Here is a 14,913-nt window from a genome sequence, read left to right as displayed (position 1 = left end):
AGACTAATAATAAAATGAGTCAAATCGGAGGTTTTATGAATGAAGTGCTACTGGCGATTGCCGCCGGCTTTATCGTTGGCGTGTTGTTTTCTTTCCTCAAGTTGCCGATCCCGGCACCTCCCGTACTGTCCGGGGTAATGGGGATTGTGGGGGTCTATCTGGGGGGGATTGCCTACTCCTGGATCCTGACCCGCTTCTTCTCTTAAGCACCTTCCAGTGCTGAATTTGCCGGGTGTGAGGTACCTCTGAAATTGGCAAATCCGGCTTGCAAACACGGGGTATCTCGGCTGAAATAGGCGATGCCAGCAGGGTGCTGGCATTGACTAATGCCCACATGAGGTGGGTGTTGGCGGTCAAATGGAATTGATTGGGAAGTCGGGTCTGCGGTTGTCGGCCTTTCTCAAGTCTTCATGGAACCAAGTCCGCACTTTTGTAAGAAAGTGACAGGGCTCTTGCCTTATTTGCAGCCGTATTGCCTGTGCATCTGCGCTGTAATTCCATATCCCGTTTGTCCGGGATCTTCCCTTGCCGATCCTGTGTGTTCGGTGGAGGCGGGTCGCGGGTGATGGGACTAATCGAGACTTTGGAGACATAGCATGACTGATCTGAAATTGGCCGCCCAACGCGCCCTGAACCTGATGGACCTGACCACCCTGAACGATGACGACACCGATCAGAAGGTCATCGACCTGTGCCGCAAGGCCAAGTCCCCGGCCGGCCTCACCGCCGCCGTCTGCATCTATCCCCGTTTCATCCCTATTGCTCGCAAGACCCTGCGTGAGATCGGCGCCGCCGACGTGCGCATCGCGACCGTGACCAACTTCCCCCATGGCAACGACGACATCGAGATCGCCGTGGCCGAGACCCGTGCTGCCGTGGCCTACGGTGCCGATGAAGTGGACGTGGTGTTCCCGTACCGCGCCTTCATGGCCGGCAATGAACAGGTCGGCTTCGATCTGGTCAAAGCTTGTAAGGAAGCCTGTGGCGACAAGGCGCTGCTGAAAGTGATCATCGAGACCGGCGAGTTGAAGGAAGAAGCGCTGATCCGTCGCGCCTCCGAGATCTCCATCGATGCCGGTGCCGACTTCATCAAGACCTCCACCGGCAAGGTGCCGGTCAATGCGACCCCGGAAGCGGCCCACATCATGATGGAAGTGATCAAGGCCAAGAACCCGAAGGTGGGCTTCAAGCCTGCTGGTGGCGTGAAAGACGCAGCCGTTGCCGGTCAGTACCTGGCCATGGCCGAAGAGATCCTGGGCAAGGACTGGGTCTCCCCGCGCACCTTCCGCTTCGGCGCCTCCAGCCTGCTGGCCAGCCTGCTGGCGACCCTGGGCCACGGCGACAAGCCGGCCAATACCAGCGGTTACTAAGCGTTGACAGGGGGCGGCCTGCCGCCCCCTCTTCGGATCCGGTTCGGTCTGTGTTCGTGCGTGAAGCACGGAGGGAATGAAAGATGTTTTTGCCTCAAGAAATTATTCGCAAGAAGCGCAACGGTGAAGCGCTCAGTACCCAAGAGATTCAATTCTTCGTCCAGGGCATTACCAACAACAGCATCGGCGAGGGCCAGATTGCGGCCCTGGCCATGGCGGTCTACTTCAAGGACATGACCATGGATGAGCGGGTCGCCCTGACCTGCGCCATGCGCGACTCCGGCATGGTGCTGACCTGGGATCACCTCAATCTGGGTGGCCCCATCGTCGACAAACACTCCACCGGTGGCGTGGGTGATGTCGTCTCCCTGATGCTGGGCCCCATGGTCGCCGCCTGCGGTGGCTTCGTGCCCATGATCTCCGGCCGTGGCCTGGGCCACACCGGCGGTACCCTGGACAAGCTGGACGCCATCCCCGGCTACCAGACCTCGGTCGACAACGATCGCTTCCTGAAGGTGGTGAAAGAAGCTGGCGTGGCCATCATCGGTCAGACCGGCGATCTGGCCCCGGCGGACAAGCGTATCTATGCGGTACGGGACATCACCGCCACCGTCGAGTCCATCGCCATGATCACCGGCTCCATCCTCTCCAAGAAGCTCGCCTCCGGGCTCGAAGCCCTGGTGATGGACGTGAAAGTGGGCTCAGGTGCCTTTATGCCGACCTTCGAAGCCTCCGAAGAGCTGGCCAAGAGCATAGTGGCCGTGGCCAATGGTGCCGGCTGCCGCACCTCTGCGCTGCTGACCGACATGAACCAGGTGCTGGCCTCCAGCGCCGGCAACGGGGTCGAAGTACGCGAGGCGGTGCGCTACCTGACCGGCGAGTATCGCAACCCGCGCATCCACGAAGTGACCCTGGCGCTGTGCGCCGAGATGCTGATCTCCGCAGGGCTTGCGAGCGACGAGCAGGACGCCCGTGCCAAGCTGCAGGCGGTGCTGGACAACGGCAAGGCTGCCGAGATCTTCGGTCGCATGGTGACCGGCCTCGGTGGCCCGGCAGACTTCATGGAGCGCTACGACGCTTACCTGCCCAAGACAGCCATCGTTCGCCCCGTGTATGCGGTGCAGAGCGGTTTCGTGACCGCCATGGATACCCGTGAACTGGGCCTGGCCGTGGTCGCCATGGGCGGTGGTCGCCGCGCCGCCGGGGACAAACTCGATTATGCGGTCGGTCTGACCGACTTTATCCGCCTGGGGCAGAGCGTCGAGGCTGACAAGCCGCTCGCGCTGATCCACGCTCAGACAGAAGCTCAATTTGCCGAGGCCGCCCGCATGGTGCAGGCAGCCGTCAAGATCGGTGACACCCGACCAGAGGCACTGCCCGAGGTTTACCGTCGCATCGGTCTGGCCGATTTGTAACAAGGGGAAGACCCATGAAACGTACCTTTATTCTGATGATGGACTCCTTCGGTATTGGCGCTGCCGCCGATGCCGAGAAGTTCGGAGATGTGGGCGCCAACACCCTTGGCCATATCGCCAAGGCCTGCGCCGCCGGTGAGATTGAAGGCCGTGGTGCCCTCAACCTGCCCAACCTCAACAAGCTGGGCCTGGGCCACGCAGGGGAGCAGGCTTCCGGCTACTTCCCGGCAGGCTTGAAGAAAGATATCGAGGTCGTCGGTGCCTACGGCTTCGCCCAGGAGCTCTCCTCCGGCAAGGACACCCCGTCCGGTCACTGGGAGATCGCCGGCGTGCCCGTGCTGTTCGAGTGGGGTTACTTCCACGATCACCACAACAGCTTCCCGCAGGAACTGCTGGACGCCATCGTCGAGAAGGCGGGTCTGCCGGGTTACCTCGGCAACTGCCACGCCTCCGGCACCCAGGTGCTTGATGACTTGGGTGAGGAGCATATGCGCACCGGCAAGCCGATCCTCTACACCTCTGCCGACTCGGTGTTCCAGATCGCCTGCCACGAAGAGACCTATGGCCTCGAGAAGCTGTACGAGCTGTGCCACATAGTGCGCGAGCTGCTGGAGCCCTACAACATTGGTCGCGTCATCGCCCGTCCGTTCGTGGGCAGCGGCAAGGGCAACTTCAAGCGTACCGGCAACCGTCACGACTACTCGGTGCTGCCGCCGGCGCCGACAGTGCTGGACTACATGAAGGATGCGGGTGGCCAGGTGGTCTCCATTGGCAAGATTGCCGACATCTATGCCCAGCAGGGCATCACCAAGCAGGTGAAGGGCACAGGCCTGACCGAACTGTGGGACAGAACCCTTGAAGAGGTGAAAGCGGCCGGTGACAACACCATCGTCTTCACCAACTTCGTGGACTTCGACTCCTCCTACGGCCACCGCCGTGACGTCAAGGGCTACGCCGATGCGCTGGAGTATTTCGACTCCCGCCTGCCGGAGCTGTTCGAGATACTGCAAGACGGCGATGTGGTGGTGCTGACCGCCGACCACGGCTGCGATCCGACCTGGAGTGGCACCGACCACACCCGTGAATACATCCCGGTGCTGTTCTACGGCAAGCCGGTCAAGGCCGGTTCCGTCGGCCGTCGCGAGACCTTCGCCGACATCGGCCAGAGCATAGCGGCCTACCACGGTCTGCCCAAGCTGCAATACGGCACCAGCTTCCTGTGATGCCGATCCTGGGCAGGGCGGCATCTCGGCTGTGCTCTGCCCGGTTGCAGCAGGGTCTCTGCTTTTTGTAACTGACCCGCCTGCCACTCAGGTGGCGGGCAATTTTAAAAACAATAAAACTCAACCTAGTGTGAAGGAATCAAGAGAATGGCAACTCCTCATATCAATGCAAAAGATGGCGCCTTTGCTGACACAGTGCTGATGCCGGGCGACCCCCTGCGTGCCAAGTACATCGCCGAGACCTTCCTGGAGAACGTCGAGCAGGTGTGTGACGTGCGCAGCATGCTCGGCTTCACCGGTACCTACAAGGGCCGTCGCATCTCCGTCATGGGCCACGGCATGGGCATCCCGTCCTGCTCCATCTATGCCAAAGAGCTGATCACCGACTACGGCGTGAAGACCCTGATCCGCGTGGGCTCCTGCGGTGCCGTGCGTGAAGACGTGAAACTGCGTGACGTGGTGATCGGCATGGGTGCCTGCACCGACTCCAAGGTCAACCGTCTGCGTTTCAAGGATCACGACTTCGCCGCCATCGCCGACTTCGACCTGGTTGCCAATGCCGTGCAAGCCGCCAAGAACAAGGGCACTCCGGTGCGCGTGGGCAACATCTTCTCCGCCGACCTGTTCTACACCCCGGATCCCTCCATGTTCGACGTCATGGAAAAGTACGGCATCCTGGGTGTCGAGATGGAAGCTGCCGGCATCTACGGCGTGGCCGCAGAGTACGGTGCCCGTGCCCTGACCATCTGCACCGTCTCCGATCACATCCGTACCGGCGAGCAGACCAGCTCCGAAGAGCGTCAGCTGACCTTCAACGACATGATCGAAATCGCGCTGGACTCCGTGTTGCTGGGTGACTGATCCCGCGGCTTCGGCTCCATGCAAAACGGCGACCCTGGGGTCGCCGTTTTTTTATGCCTCATTTGGGAAGTGGGTCCAGAGGGCCAGCTGTGCTGTCTATCCTTTCTGGCCGCCCACCACGAGGTCAACACCATGAAACTCTGACTCAGCTGATCTTCATTCTGATGCCGAACATCGCGTGGGTCAGCGAGGGGACGGCTGGCCGCGCATCCCCTCCGGTGCTCTCAATCAAGCCGCCCTGGGCCCTGCTATTCGCCAAGATCCGATGGTAGATAAAGAGCCCTAATCACCCTCTTCGCTCACCACCAGCGACCAGCTCTTATCGGGATTGAACAGCTGGATCGCCTCAACGGCCGCTGCCGTGTCGGCCCCTAGATCCTTTTGATAAACCCGACCCTCGTGATTCACCATGAAGGTCATCACCCCGCTGTTGGCATAATCGGCCGGCCAGGCGATCAGGGCGACACCGTCTCTTAATTGCCCGTCGACAAAGTACTCTTTCTCCCCCCCATTGGCCGCGGCTCCCTGGGCATACAGGATACGGTAGTAGTAGCCATGATAGGGTGTGCGTTGACCGACCAAGGCCTTGTAGCCTTCTGCCGCGGCACTGACGACCTCCTCTCCGGCCGGACTTGCCGGTTCACCCTTGGCCACAGGCCAATAGAGTCCATTTTGTTGTCCTGCATCACTACGCAGTTTTGCCGCAAAGAGTCCCGCGGTTTGGCCATCATGCCCCATGGCGGCGTACTCTATCTGCGCGTCGATAAAGCCACGGCACACCGCAATCGCCCCCAACTCATTCCGACCGATGCGGCGATAGACGATCTCTTTGGCTCCTGTGGCGCCATCGAGAAACCACTTGCCATCTGCGGCCACGAGGGGGATTGGCAGTGGCCAATCCGACTCCCCCACGACCAGGATCATTTTATCCTTACCTTCGGCCACCAGCTGGTGCTTGCTCTTGAAGCTCGCGACGAAGGCGGCGCGATCATTGGCATCGGCCACCTCATCCCCCGAGCTGATGGCTTCCTCACTCTTTTCGCCGAGCAACAGCGTCAGTGCGCTGACATCGTTCTTCTCCAGGGCAGTGATCAGGGCCTGTACCGCCTCATCCGGGGTGGCGAAGGTGCGCGGTGCCATGGCGCCTGCATCGCTGGCGCAGACCAGGGCCAGCAGGGCCAAACCCCATGAGGAGGCCCAACTCCATTTCAACAAAGGCTTCATTATCGCGTACTCCGTCTGGGTTGAGTGGTGCGCCCGGTATGCGCTCTATTAGCCATACTTTCGCGGCCACGTTGGCTGGCGGCGCGCTCGGTTCTGCCCGTATTATGTACCCCTTGGAAGGCACTCCTTGAGGTTGAGGCCGAGGCCACAGGTGCTCTGCGGGTTGCCGTCTGTGCCGCGTTCTTGCTGTGAGTGGCGCGTGGTTGGGCATAGCCGCGATCACGCGCTCCAGCGGTCTGTGGCGTGACTTGCTGCCGCTTGACCCTGTCTCCCGCGTAGTCGCCCTGGCGCGGCGTGCGCTGGGCCACATTCGCCTGTCTGGTGTCGCGTGTCGCCTTGGCATTGTCGTTTTTGGGTTGGCGGTTGGCTCCCGCATAGCTCCCCTTCGGCGCTGCTGCGCGAGCCTCCCTGTTCGCCTCATTGACAGCGCGCGGGGCGCCGGTGTATTCGCCTTTAGGCTGGCGATTGGCCCCCGCATAGGTCCCCTTAGGTGCGCCATCTCGTCGGCCCCCCGCAGCCTCGTTATTGCGCGAGCGTTGTTCCAGGGTAGCGAGCTCAGAGCGCTGGGGGCGCGCCGCCGTGATGGGGCTGTCGGCCTGGCGCAGGTAGTTATTGGGGCCGCGCTCGAACTTGTTGAAGTAGTCGTCCCCCCTGGCATTGATATAAATATTGTTGTTGGAGCCCCGCTGATAGTTGACCGGACGGTTGTAGCCATTGGTGGGACGGAAACCATTGCCATAGTTGGGGTTGTAACGATAGGGAGCGTAACCGCTGGGATAACCTGATCCCCACCGAGGGTAATAATAATCGCCCTCATCGTCGTCGTTGAAGACCTCGTTGACCAGCATGCCCGCACCAAAGGCGAGCAAGCCCGTCAAGACCATATCGCCGCGGTCGTATTCATCATCATCGTCATGTTCCACCACTGTCGTGGTCGTTGTTGCAGGCGCGGTCGTTGTCGTGGTTGCTGTGGTCACCGGTGCTGGGGCTGGTCCGGCAGCCGGTGGGCTATAGACGGCGCTCGGGTCGTATTGCGGGACATAAACGACGTCAGGGTTGGCAGGCGCAATGGTGACGATCTGCTGATTGTTCTGTTCATCCCTGACCACTTTCATCTGTTCCGAGTCTTTCAGGTTGCCCACCTCCATCGCCTGTTGACGCAGCCGCTGAACGGCTGCCAGCACGCCCGGTTCATCGGCCAGGAAGGCACTGCCCAGCTCGGTCGTCCACTCCATCTTCAAGCACATCATGTCCATCACGGTCGGAAAGTGCATCAGCGACATGGTGGGCGGCGTAAAGCCCAGCGGCGCAATGGCGGCGGTCAGCTCTTTCCCCTTGAGATTGGGGTGGGCGACCAGCCAGTTGCCGGCATCGAGTACCTCTTGCGGATTGGTGGCACTGGCCAGCACCTGAGCCAATACCGAATCAGGATAAAGGGCTACGGGCGCAAGCAGGGTCTCGAGCGCCTCTGGGGTATATTTCGATGCTTGCGTGTTAACAGGCTGAGGCTGCCCTTGCGGTGCGACCGCAGCGCTGGCTGTGCTGGAGGCCGCGCTGGGCTGGACACTTTGCGTGACGGGAGGGGGCTCCTCTTTGCATGCAGCCAATACCGTGCAGAGGGCGATCACGGCCGCCAACGCGCTACGGCGAAATAGGGGTTGCTTCATGGTCTTGTTTCCTTCTGCTGGAGTGGCTGATGTGCCCCTTGCCTGAAGATTTCCACAAATGTTGTATCTCATTGCATTCAATGCGGGCGTCTCATACCGAAAACATAAACCACGAATCGAGTTCACACCCCAAAGCGGCTGGAAAGGCGTGAAAAATTCGTTTGCTTCTGTCTCAAGTTAGGCCTGACCCCTGGATGTAACCAAGGTCAGATGGGCAGACCTGAGAAGCTAAGGGTCATGGGATACCGCCTTCGGTGAGGTTCGAGATTCAAGGATGAAGAGGATCTAGGCGCAGCACAGCTGAACGCCGACTCCGCGCAAATGGCTGGATAGGCTGGTCAAGGAACTGTGGCATGAGGTGATCGTGGAGCGGCACTTCGTTAACGAGCGCTTCAGTGACGACGGGGGAGTCAAGCGACTCGATACTCTGCTCGATCAGGTACTCGAACAGCTGGGGGTAATAACAAGACCAAGGCGTTTCGCGAACCGAGCCTTATTCGATGCCTGGCGGCGGTGCGTTGTCGGCGGAGGCCTGGTTTTGCACCGATCTCTTCTTGTGCTTGCGTACCCGCATGTAGTTGCGACGCACCCCGTAGGAGATGAGCAGGCCGGCCAGCAGCATCACCAGCAGCATCAGCCGCTGTTTCTCCTGACTCACCTTGAGATGGGTATCCTGCGCGGCGAGCAGCCGTTGTTCCTCCAGGGTGATCCTCAGGTAGCCCAGGGTCAGGTTCCCCTCCTGGATCTCCTGCACGAACTGGGTGCGCCCCTTGCCCTGCTCCGGCAGGGACTTGTTGTCGGTGCCGATGGGCAACAGACTCTCGAGGGGAACGGCCTGATCCGACTGGGCGAGGGGGATGCCGCGGGCGTCGTAGAGGGTGACGTCGAGGATGTCGGGTTCGGCGGCCAGATCCTGTGCCAGGCGCTCCAGCTCGCTCTCCTTGTCCTCCTTGATCCAGCGTCGCATGTCCCGGGCGGCGTAGGCGACCAGCGCCTGGGCCCTATCCCGCGCCGCGCTGTGCAATGCGGCCTGGCTTGCTCCCTGCATGTGGATCATCAGCACCAGCACCCAGAGACCGAGCAGGATCCCCGCTGCCAGGCTGATAACACGTTTGATGGGGAGATGACGCACAGCGCTGAGCCTCTTGGGGGGAATGGACAATGGTGGCGGGATCTTGGCGCTTGCCTGTACAAAAAGCAATACGCTACTCTGGGCCCGCATGATGAACCCCATGATCCCCAAGGAAGGTGTCTCTCTTATGTTGTTGTCCCAATTTCCCCGCTCCCCGCACGACTGGTCCCAGGCTCTGTGCGGTGCTCCCTGCTGGCAGCTCTCCCCCGAAGCCCTGCTGCCCGCGGCCAGTGCCCATGACGGCGCCTGGCTGGTGCTGTTTGGCAAGGCGCTAGGTGCCCGCCACCTGACAAAATTGGCGACGCTGCTGGCAGACCACAGGGTCGAGGCCAGCCTCTATCCCGTGGGGGAGCAGGCCGGTGTGCCCCTGCTGCTGCTCGGTGCGAGCCGCTTCTGCCCCGAGCTGGTACTGGCACTCAAGGGGCAGGAGTGGGACATAGATGCCTGCCATCTCGCCACCTTGCCCACCCTGGGGGCACCCGGGCTGCTGGTGATGGACATGGACTCCACAGCCATCCAGATCGAGTGCATCGACGAGATCGCCCGTCTGGCGGGTGTGGGTGAGCAGGTGGCGGCCGTGACGGCGGCGGCCATGCAGGGCAAGCTGGAGTTTGCCGACAGCCTGCGCAACCGGGTCGCCCTGCTGAAGGGGGCCCCTGTCGCCATCCTCGATGAGGTGGCGGCCGCCATGCCCTGGATGCCCGGCTTGCAGCTGATGGTCGACACCCTCAAGCAGGCGGGCTGGACAGTGGCGATCGCCTCCGGCGGCTTTACCCGTTTCGCTGGCGAACTGCAGCAGGCGCTGGGGCTGGACGCCATCTTCGCCAACGAGCTGGCGGTGGAAGGGGGCGTGCTGACCGGCCAGGTGAGCGGTCCCATAGTGGATGCCGCCGCCAAGGCCGAGGCGCTGCTGCAACTGGCCCGGGAGCATGGGATCCCCGCCGCCCAGACGGTGGCGGTTGGCGATGGCGCCAACGATCTCAAGATGATGGGGGTGGCAGGGCTCGGCATCGCCATTCACGCCAAACCCCTGGTGCGGGCCCAGGCGGCCGCCACCCTCAATCACCATGATCTGGAAGGGGTGCTTTGCCTGCTCGGCGCGCTCGCCTGCCGCGACAGGCGCTGGAGTTGAAACCCGCTCAAGGAGGAGCAGAGAACAAGATGGAACTGTTGCAACAATCCCTGTTTGTCCCCTGTGGCGAACATCGGCTCCATGTGCGCCATATCCAGCCCGGTGTCGCCGTCCACGCCGATCCCATCCTGATGGTGCACGGCGCCATCGAGAACGGGCGTATCTTCTACACCGAATCCGGCAAGGGGCTGGCTTGTTTTCTGGCCAGGCACGGCTATCAGGTGTACGTGGCCGATCTGCGTGGGCGAGGTCAGAGCACACCGGCCATCGCCGAGCGTGCCGGCCACGGCCAGCATGAGTTGATCACCGAGGATCTGCCGGCGCTGCAGCACTGGGTGGCGGCGCGCCATCCCGCAGCCAGGGTGCACTGGATGGCCCACTCCTGGGGTGGGGTCATCATGGCCTCGACCCTGGTGCGCTTCCCCGAACTGGCGGATCAGATAGCGAGCCTGGTGTTCTTCGGCACCAAGCGGGGGGTCTCGGTGCAGAGCCCCGAGCGCTGGCTGAAGGTGGACCTGATCTGGAACCGGCTGGCGCCCTGGCTGGCGCGCCGCCAGGGTTTTCTGGCTGCCCGCAAGTTGAAGATAGGGGCCGATGATGAGCCCTTGCGTTACCTGCAGGAGACCATTCCCTGGGTGAAATGCGGGCCCTGGCAGGATCCCCACGACGGCTTTGCCTATGACGAGGCCGCCGCCAGGGTGAGCTGGCCGCCGCTCTGGATGATCTCGGCCAAGGCGGACAAGGTGCTGGGTCACCCCACAGACGTGCGCCGCTTCAGTGTCGAGATGGGGTCGGCGACCCGCCACACCCGCCTCGGCCGGGATAACGGCAACCGGCTCGATTACGATCACATCAACATGCTGACGGCGCCCCAGGCCCAGGAGGATCACTTCCCCGAGATCCTCGCCTGGCTGCTCAACCCCCAGGCGGCCTGAGCGCTCGCTGAAACGGGCAGCCATCTGCCCACCACCTGCCCCTGATGCCGACAGCTGACGACAGAGGGCACCAGGGGCTGGCCTCTGCGGGCTACTTCGCCGGGGGCTTGATGCCGAGCCGGAACAGGGTGGCCTCTGTGGTATCGGTCAGTTCACCGACTCCCACCACGCTCCACAGCTCCTCTTCCAGCTGCTTGGCCTTGTGAATGGCGAACTTGGCGATGTAGTCCAGCTCGCCCGCGATGAAGCTGGTATCGGGGCGACCGGTGCGGGAGATGCCGACCAGCACCGAATAGAACTCCCCCTGCTGCAGGGCCAGCTCGATGAAGCGGCGCTTCGCCTCCGGCGAGGAAAAACTGCTGGCCAGGTGGCTGCGAAACAGGGGAGCCCCGCCCTGGGAGTGCAGGCTGGCGATGTAGACCTCCTCCTCCTCCGGCTTGTCTTCCCGCGCCAGGGTGCGCAATGGGTCGAGCAGCACTGTCTTGAGCAGGGCCCCCTGGAACAGGGGATAGAGGTTCAACTGCTTCTCCTGCCCGGCGCAGGCCTGCAATAGGCGGGAGAGGCTGCGCGGTCGGGGGGCCATGCCCACGGCGGAAGGTCTTGCGGCTGCCTTGAGCTTGTTGACATAGACCGGCGAGTTGAACAGGTGGTGGGTATAGAGGTTGCGCAGCGCCCGTGCCATGCCGCGGTAGCGCTTGTGCTCCCGGGTGGCCTTGAGCTTGTTCTGGTTGCTCTCGATCAGCAGGCTGAAGAACTGATGGCCGATGTGGCGCTCCGCCGTGCCTTCGATACAAAGGTGCAGCACGGTACGGCTCAGATTGAGGCTGACCAGCCGGTAGGGCAGGCGCTGCAAGTCCATGGTCTTGGCAAGCTCCTGCAGCCTGGGCAGGGCGACAGTGACAGTCTCCCCCTTCTCTCCCTCGAATGCCTCCTCCAGCTCGATCTGCATGCCATGGGCCGAGATGTCACGGGTCCAGCCGATCCAGGCGCGGTCCTGGTACCTGAGCACTATCGCCGTCTTGTGTACGTAGCGGGCCTCCTTGCGCAGTTGCACATAGTGCAGCGTCTCTATCTCGAAGGGGGGCGCCTGGGTGTCGTGGCCGAAGCGTTGCAAGGCGTTAGCGTTGGGCTGCTGGCTGTCGTAGTGGAACTCGCTGCGCTGGTGGTCCAGCCCTATCTCCTGCAGCAGGCCGACGTAGCCTATCTGGCCGAGGCGCTCGCGCAGCAGCATGTCCTGCAATTGGTGCGACTCTCCCCGCTGGCTGTCGAGGTCGGCCTCGTGCAGGGCGCAGGCTTCCAGGCTGAACTTGTAGACGCGCCAGCTGGGACGACGGGCACCGACCTGGAAGAAGAGGGACGTCAGGCCGCTCTGCTGCAACTCTTCGCGGGTGGCGGAGAAGAAGTAGAGGTGACTGCGCACCGAGTGGGTGAAGCTGTAGATCAGGGTCTCTCGCAGCCCCCCTTTGGCGGGCAACAGGGAGGGCATGCGCGCCGCCGTGAAGAGGCTGGCGAGCATGTCGCGGTTCTTGGCGTCACGCCAGTACTCGAGGATGTGCTGGTTGTTCTCGGTGCGCAGGGCGATCTCGAGGCCAGGGGCGTCGCCCTTGCCGAAGTAGAGCGGCATGCCGGTCATGCGCGGCAGGTAGAACTGCTCGTATCCCTTGATGATGGCGGCCGACAGCAGGTAGTCGACACTGACCCGATAGCGACTGCGGTTGCGCTCGATGAAGTCGCGCAGGAACTCGTCGAAGGCGGGGTGCTCGCCGCTCTTCACCAGCCGCAGCCAGAATTTCCCCTCTTTCTGCTCCTCTCCCAGGATTTGGTAGCTGATCGAGTCACGCAGCAGGGGGTGGGGGTTTTCGCGCTCCAGGCCGGTGAAGAAGACCTCGATGTGGTCGCCGGTCTGGTAGTCGGGCAGATGGGGGACCGAGACCCGGATCCCGCCGAGAGAGATGTCCGAACTCTTGGCCTGGAGCTTCTCCCCGTTTGCCAGCTTGAGCACCATGGGGGAGCTGAAGTGCATCCGCTCCTCCTGCCGGCCGTAGTGACTGGCGAAGGGGATGGCGTTGACGTCGAAGGGGCTGAACGGGCTGACGGGCAGGGAGAGGCTCTCGCTGCGCCCCTGATTGAGCCTGTACCAGGCTTGCAGCGCCTCGTAGACCCCGAGCGTGTAGCTGTCCCGATATAGGTAGCACTGGGACTGGAACTGCTCGACGGCCTCGGCGGGCATAAAGTGGGTCACCCCCTCGAACTCGTACACCTGACAGAGGGCCCCCAGCTCGTTGCGCATGTCGATCACGCGCCGACAGGGGGTGCACTTGCGCTTGAGTTCCATCTTCAGCAGGAAGCGGCTGTTGGTATTCTCGTTCTGGGTCAGGCGGTTGAAGATCTCGTCGAAGTCCTTTTCCCGGAGCAGGGGGACAAGTTGTTCTATCAGGTGGAGTGGTTGTTCTGAATCCATGTATTCCTGCCGCGGAAAGTCACTTTTCCGATTCTGGGTTTGATCTGCCGGTCGCAAACCAGTATATCAAGCAGGAATTCATCCTGTCCCCGAGTTATCCATGGCCAAAAACAAAACCGCCTATGTTTGTTCCGAATGTGGCGCCGACTTCACCCGCTGGCAAGGTCAGTGCAGCGAGTGCAAGGAGTGGAACACCATCACCGAGGTCCGACTGGGTGTCACTACCCCCGGCAAGAGTGCCCGCTACACCGGTTATGCCGGCGCCGTCGGCAGCCAGGTGCAGACCCTGGCCGAAGTCGCGACCACCGAGATCCCTCGTTTCAGTTCGGGCTTCAAGGAGCTGGATCGGGTGCTCGGCGGCGGTGTGGTGCCGGGTTCGGCCATCCTCATCGGCGGCAACCCGGGGGCGGGCAAATCGACCCTGCTGCTGCAGACCATGTGCGGCCTGGCGCAGCGGATGAAGACCCTCTATGTGACCGGGGAGGAGTCCCTGCAACAGGTGGCGATGCGGGCCGGCCGGCTGGGCTTGCCCACCGACAAGCTGCGCATGCTGTCGGAAACCAGCGTGGAGCAGATCTGCATCATCGCCCAGCAGGAGCAGCCGCAGATCATGGTCATCGACTCCATCCAGGTGATGCATGTGGCGGATGTGCAGTCATCCCCCGGCTCTGTCTCCCAGGTGCGCGAGTCTGCGGCTCTGCTCACCCGCTATGCCAAGCAGAATCATGTCGCCATCTTCATGGTGGGCCATGTCACCAAGGACGGCACCCTGGCCGGTCCCAAGGTGCTGGAGCACTGCGTCGACTGCTCGGTGCTGCTGGATGGTGCCCACGACTCGCGCTTTCGCACCCTGCGCTCCCACAAGAACCGCTTCGGTGCGGTCAACGAGCTTGGCGTCTTCGCCATGACGGGGCAGGGGATGAAGGAGGTGAGCAACCCCTCCGCCATCTTCCTGAGCCGCGGCGAGGAGCAGGCACCCGGCTCTATCGTCATGGTGATCTGGGAGGGGACGCGCCCCCTGCTGGTGGAGTTGCAGGCGCTGGTGGATTACTCCCAGGTCTCAAACCCGCGCCGGGTGGCAGTGGGCATGGATCACAACCGTCTCGCCATGCTGCTGGCGGTGCTGCACCGTCATGGCGGCCTGCAGATGGCGGATCAGGACGTCTTCATCAACGTGGTCGGCGGGGTCAAGGTCGAGGAGACCAGTGCGGATCTGGCGCTGCTGCTGGCCATGGTCTCCAGCTTCCGGGATCAGCCCCTGCCCAAGGATCTGGTGGTGTTCGGCGAGGTGGGGCTGTCTGGGGAGATCCGGCCCGTGCCCTCCGGCCAGGAGCGGTTGCAGGAGGCGGCCAAGCACGGTTTCCGCCGCGCCATAGTGCCTCATGCCAACGCGCCCAAGCACCCCATCGAGGGGATGGAAGTGGTGCCGGTGAAGAAGCTGTCCGATGCCCTCGAGGCCTTGTAACAGCGTAAAAGAGCACAAAAAAGGAGCC

At 62.4% G+C, this 14,913-nt stretch carries 12 protein-coding genes; 8 read left to right on the top strand and 4 right to left on the bottom strand.

Annotated features, from left to right (window positions below):
• The first annotated feature begins 35 nt into the window (after window positions 1-35).
• The 5 genes from WIR04_RS17995 (at window position 36) to deoD (ending at window position 4,869) form a co-directional block, all read left to right on the top strand.
• Window positions 36-206, top strand: a complete 171-nt coding sequence (locus tag WIR04_RS17995) for a XapX domain-containing protein (RefSeq protein ID WP_005332215.1) — start codon at window positions 36-38, stop codon at window positions 204-206.
• 390 nt (window positions 207-596) lie between these two features.
• Window positions 597-1,370 (top strand): deoxyribose-phosphate aldolase, encoded by a 774-nt coding sequence (gene deoC / locus WIR04_RS17990; RefSeq protein ID WP_338888744.1) that lies wholly within the window; start codon window positions 597-599, stop codon window positions 1,368-1,370.
• Window positions 1,371-1,453: 83 nt separating this feature from the next.
• Window positions 1,454-2,785 (top strand): thymidine phosphorylase, encoded by a 1,332-nt coding sequence (deoA, locus tag WIR04_RS17985; RefSeq protein ID WP_338888743.1) that lies wholly within the window; start codon window positions 1,454-1,456, stop codon window positions 2,783-2,785.
• Window positions 2,786-2,799: 14 nt separating this feature from the next.
• A complete protein-coding gene (locus WIR04_RS17980) occupies window positions 2,800-4,008 on the top strand; it encodes a phosphopentomutase (protein WP_025325642.1) in 1,209 nt (402 codons plus the stop codon).
• A gap of 147 nt (window positions 4,009-4,155) precedes the next feature.
• On the top strand, window positions 4,156-4,869 hold the full coding sequence (gene deoD, locus WIR04_RS17975; RefSeq protein WP_139436901.1) for a purine-nucleoside phosphorylase: 714 nt from the start codon (window positions 4,156-4,158) through the stop codon (window positions 4,867-4,869).
• Window positions 4,870-5,151: 282 nt separating this feature from the next.
• Here deoD and WIR04_RS17970 read toward each other — a convergent pair whose 3' ends face one another.
• From WIR04_RS17970 to WIR04_RS17960, 3 genes are all read right to left on the bottom strand, one after another.
• Entirely contained in the window at window positions 5,152-6,093 is a 942-nt protein-coding gene (locus WIR04_RS17970; protein WP_338888739.1) for a DUF2950 domain-containing protein, read from the bottom strand.
• A complete protein-coding gene (locus WIR04_RS17965; RefSeq protein WP_338888737.1) occupies window positions 6,093-7,760 on the bottom strand; it encodes a DUF3300 domain-containing protein in 1,668 nt (555 codons plus the stop codon). The genes WIR04_RS17970 and WIR04_RS17965 overlap by 1 nt, the downstream gene beginning before the upstream one ends.
• A 493-nt stretch (window positions 7,761-8,253) precedes the next feature.
• Window positions 8,254-8,892, bottom strand: coding sequence for an AhpA/YtjB family protein (locus tag WIR04_RS17960; RefSeq protein ID WP_338888735.1), 639 nt, complete (start codon window positions 8,890-8,892; stop codon window positions 8,254-8,256).
• 127 nt (window positions 8,893-9,019) lie between these two features.
• Here WIR04_RS17960 and serB point away from each other — a divergent pair, with 127 nt between their 5' ends.
• Together serB and WIR04_RS17950 are read left to right on the top strand one after the other, a co-directional pair.
• Window positions 9,020-10,024, top strand: coding sequence for a phosphoserine phosphatase SerB (serB, locus tag WIR04_RS17955; RefSeq protein ID WP_338888733.1), 1,005 nt, complete (start codon window positions 9,020-9,022; stop codon window positions 10,022-10,024).
• 29 nt (window positions 10,025-10,053) lie between these two features.
• Complete coding sequence (locus tag WIR04_RS17950) at window positions 10,054-10,959, top strand: alpha/beta fold hydrolase (RefSeq protein ID WP_025325649.1); 906 nt, start codon at window positions 10,054-10,056, stop codon at window positions 10,957-10,959.
• 91 nt (window positions 10,960-11,050) lie between these two features.
• On the opposite strand, the gene WIR04_RS17945 is transcribed toward WIR04_RS17950, so the two are convergent.
• Window positions 11,051-13,420 carry a PilZ domain-containing protein gene (locus WIR04_RS17945; protein WP_338888731.1) on the bottom strand — a complete coding sequence of 790 codons (2,370 nt, stop codon included), beginning with the start codon at window positions 13,418-13,420 and terminating at the stop codon, window positions 11,051-11,053.
• 100 nt (window positions 13,421-13,520) lie between these two features.
• Between WIR04_RS17945 and radA the strand changes: the two genes are divergently transcribed.
• Window positions 13,521-14,885, top strand: a complete 1,365-nt coding sequence (radA, locus tag WIR04_RS17940) for a DNA repair protein RadA (protein ID WP_025325651.1) — start codon at window positions 13,521-13,523, stop codon at window positions 14,883-14,885.
• The last annotated feature ends 28 nt before the right edge of the window (window positions 14,886-14,913 follow it).

The organism is Aeromonas rivipollensis, from assembly GCF_037811135.1.
GTDB lineage: Bacteria > Pseudomonadota > Gammaproteobacteria > Enterobacterales > Aeromonadaceae > Aeromonas > Aeromonas rivipollensis.
The sequence above is the reverse complement of the archived record's forward strand: the minus strand, read 5'-3'. Positions and strand labels throughout refer to the sequence as shown.

Coding starts and splice junctions, on each gene's coding strand:
- WIR04_RS17995 (WP_005332215.1), top strand. CDS start 36: ATGAATGAAGTGCTACTGGCGATTGCCGCCGGCTTTATCGTTGGCGTG.
- deoC (WP_338888744.1), top strand. CDS start 597: ATGACTGATCTGAAATTGGCCGCCCAACGCGCCCTGAACCTGATGGAC.
- deoA (WP_338888743.1), top strand. CDS start 1,454: ATGTTTTTGCCTCAAGAAATTATTCGCAAGAAGCGCAACGGTGAAGCG.
- WIR04_RS17980 (WP_025325642.1), top strand. CDS start 2,800: ATGAAACGTACCTTTATTCTGATGATGGACTCCTTCGGTATTGGCGCT.
- deoD (WP_139436901.1), top strand. CDS start 4,156: ATGGCAACTCCTCATATCAATGCAAAAGATGGCGCCTTTGCTGACACA.
- WIR04_RS17970 (WP_338888739.1), bottom strand. CDS start 6,093: ATGAAGCCTTTGTTGAAATGGAGTTGGGCCTCCTCATGGGGTTTGGCC.
- WIR04_RS17965 (WP_338888737.1), bottom strand. CDS start 7,760: ATGAAGCAACCCCTATTTCGCCGTAGCGCGTTGGCGGCCGTGATCGCC.
- serB (WP_338888733.1), top strand. CDS start 9,020: ATGTTGTTGTCCCAATTTCCCCGCTCCCCGCACGACTGGTCCCAGGCT.
- WIR04_RS17950 (WP_025325649.1), top strand. CDS start 10,054: ATGGAACTGTTGCAACAATCCCTGTTTGTCCCCTGTGGCGAACATCGG.
- WIR04_RS17945 (WP_338888731.1), bottom strand. CDS start 13,420: ATGGATTCAGAACAACCACTCCACCTGATAGAACAACTTGTCCCCCTG.
- radA (WP_025325651.1), top strand. CDS start 13,521: ATGGCCAAAAACAAAACCGCCTATGTTTGTTCCGAATGTGGCGCCGAC.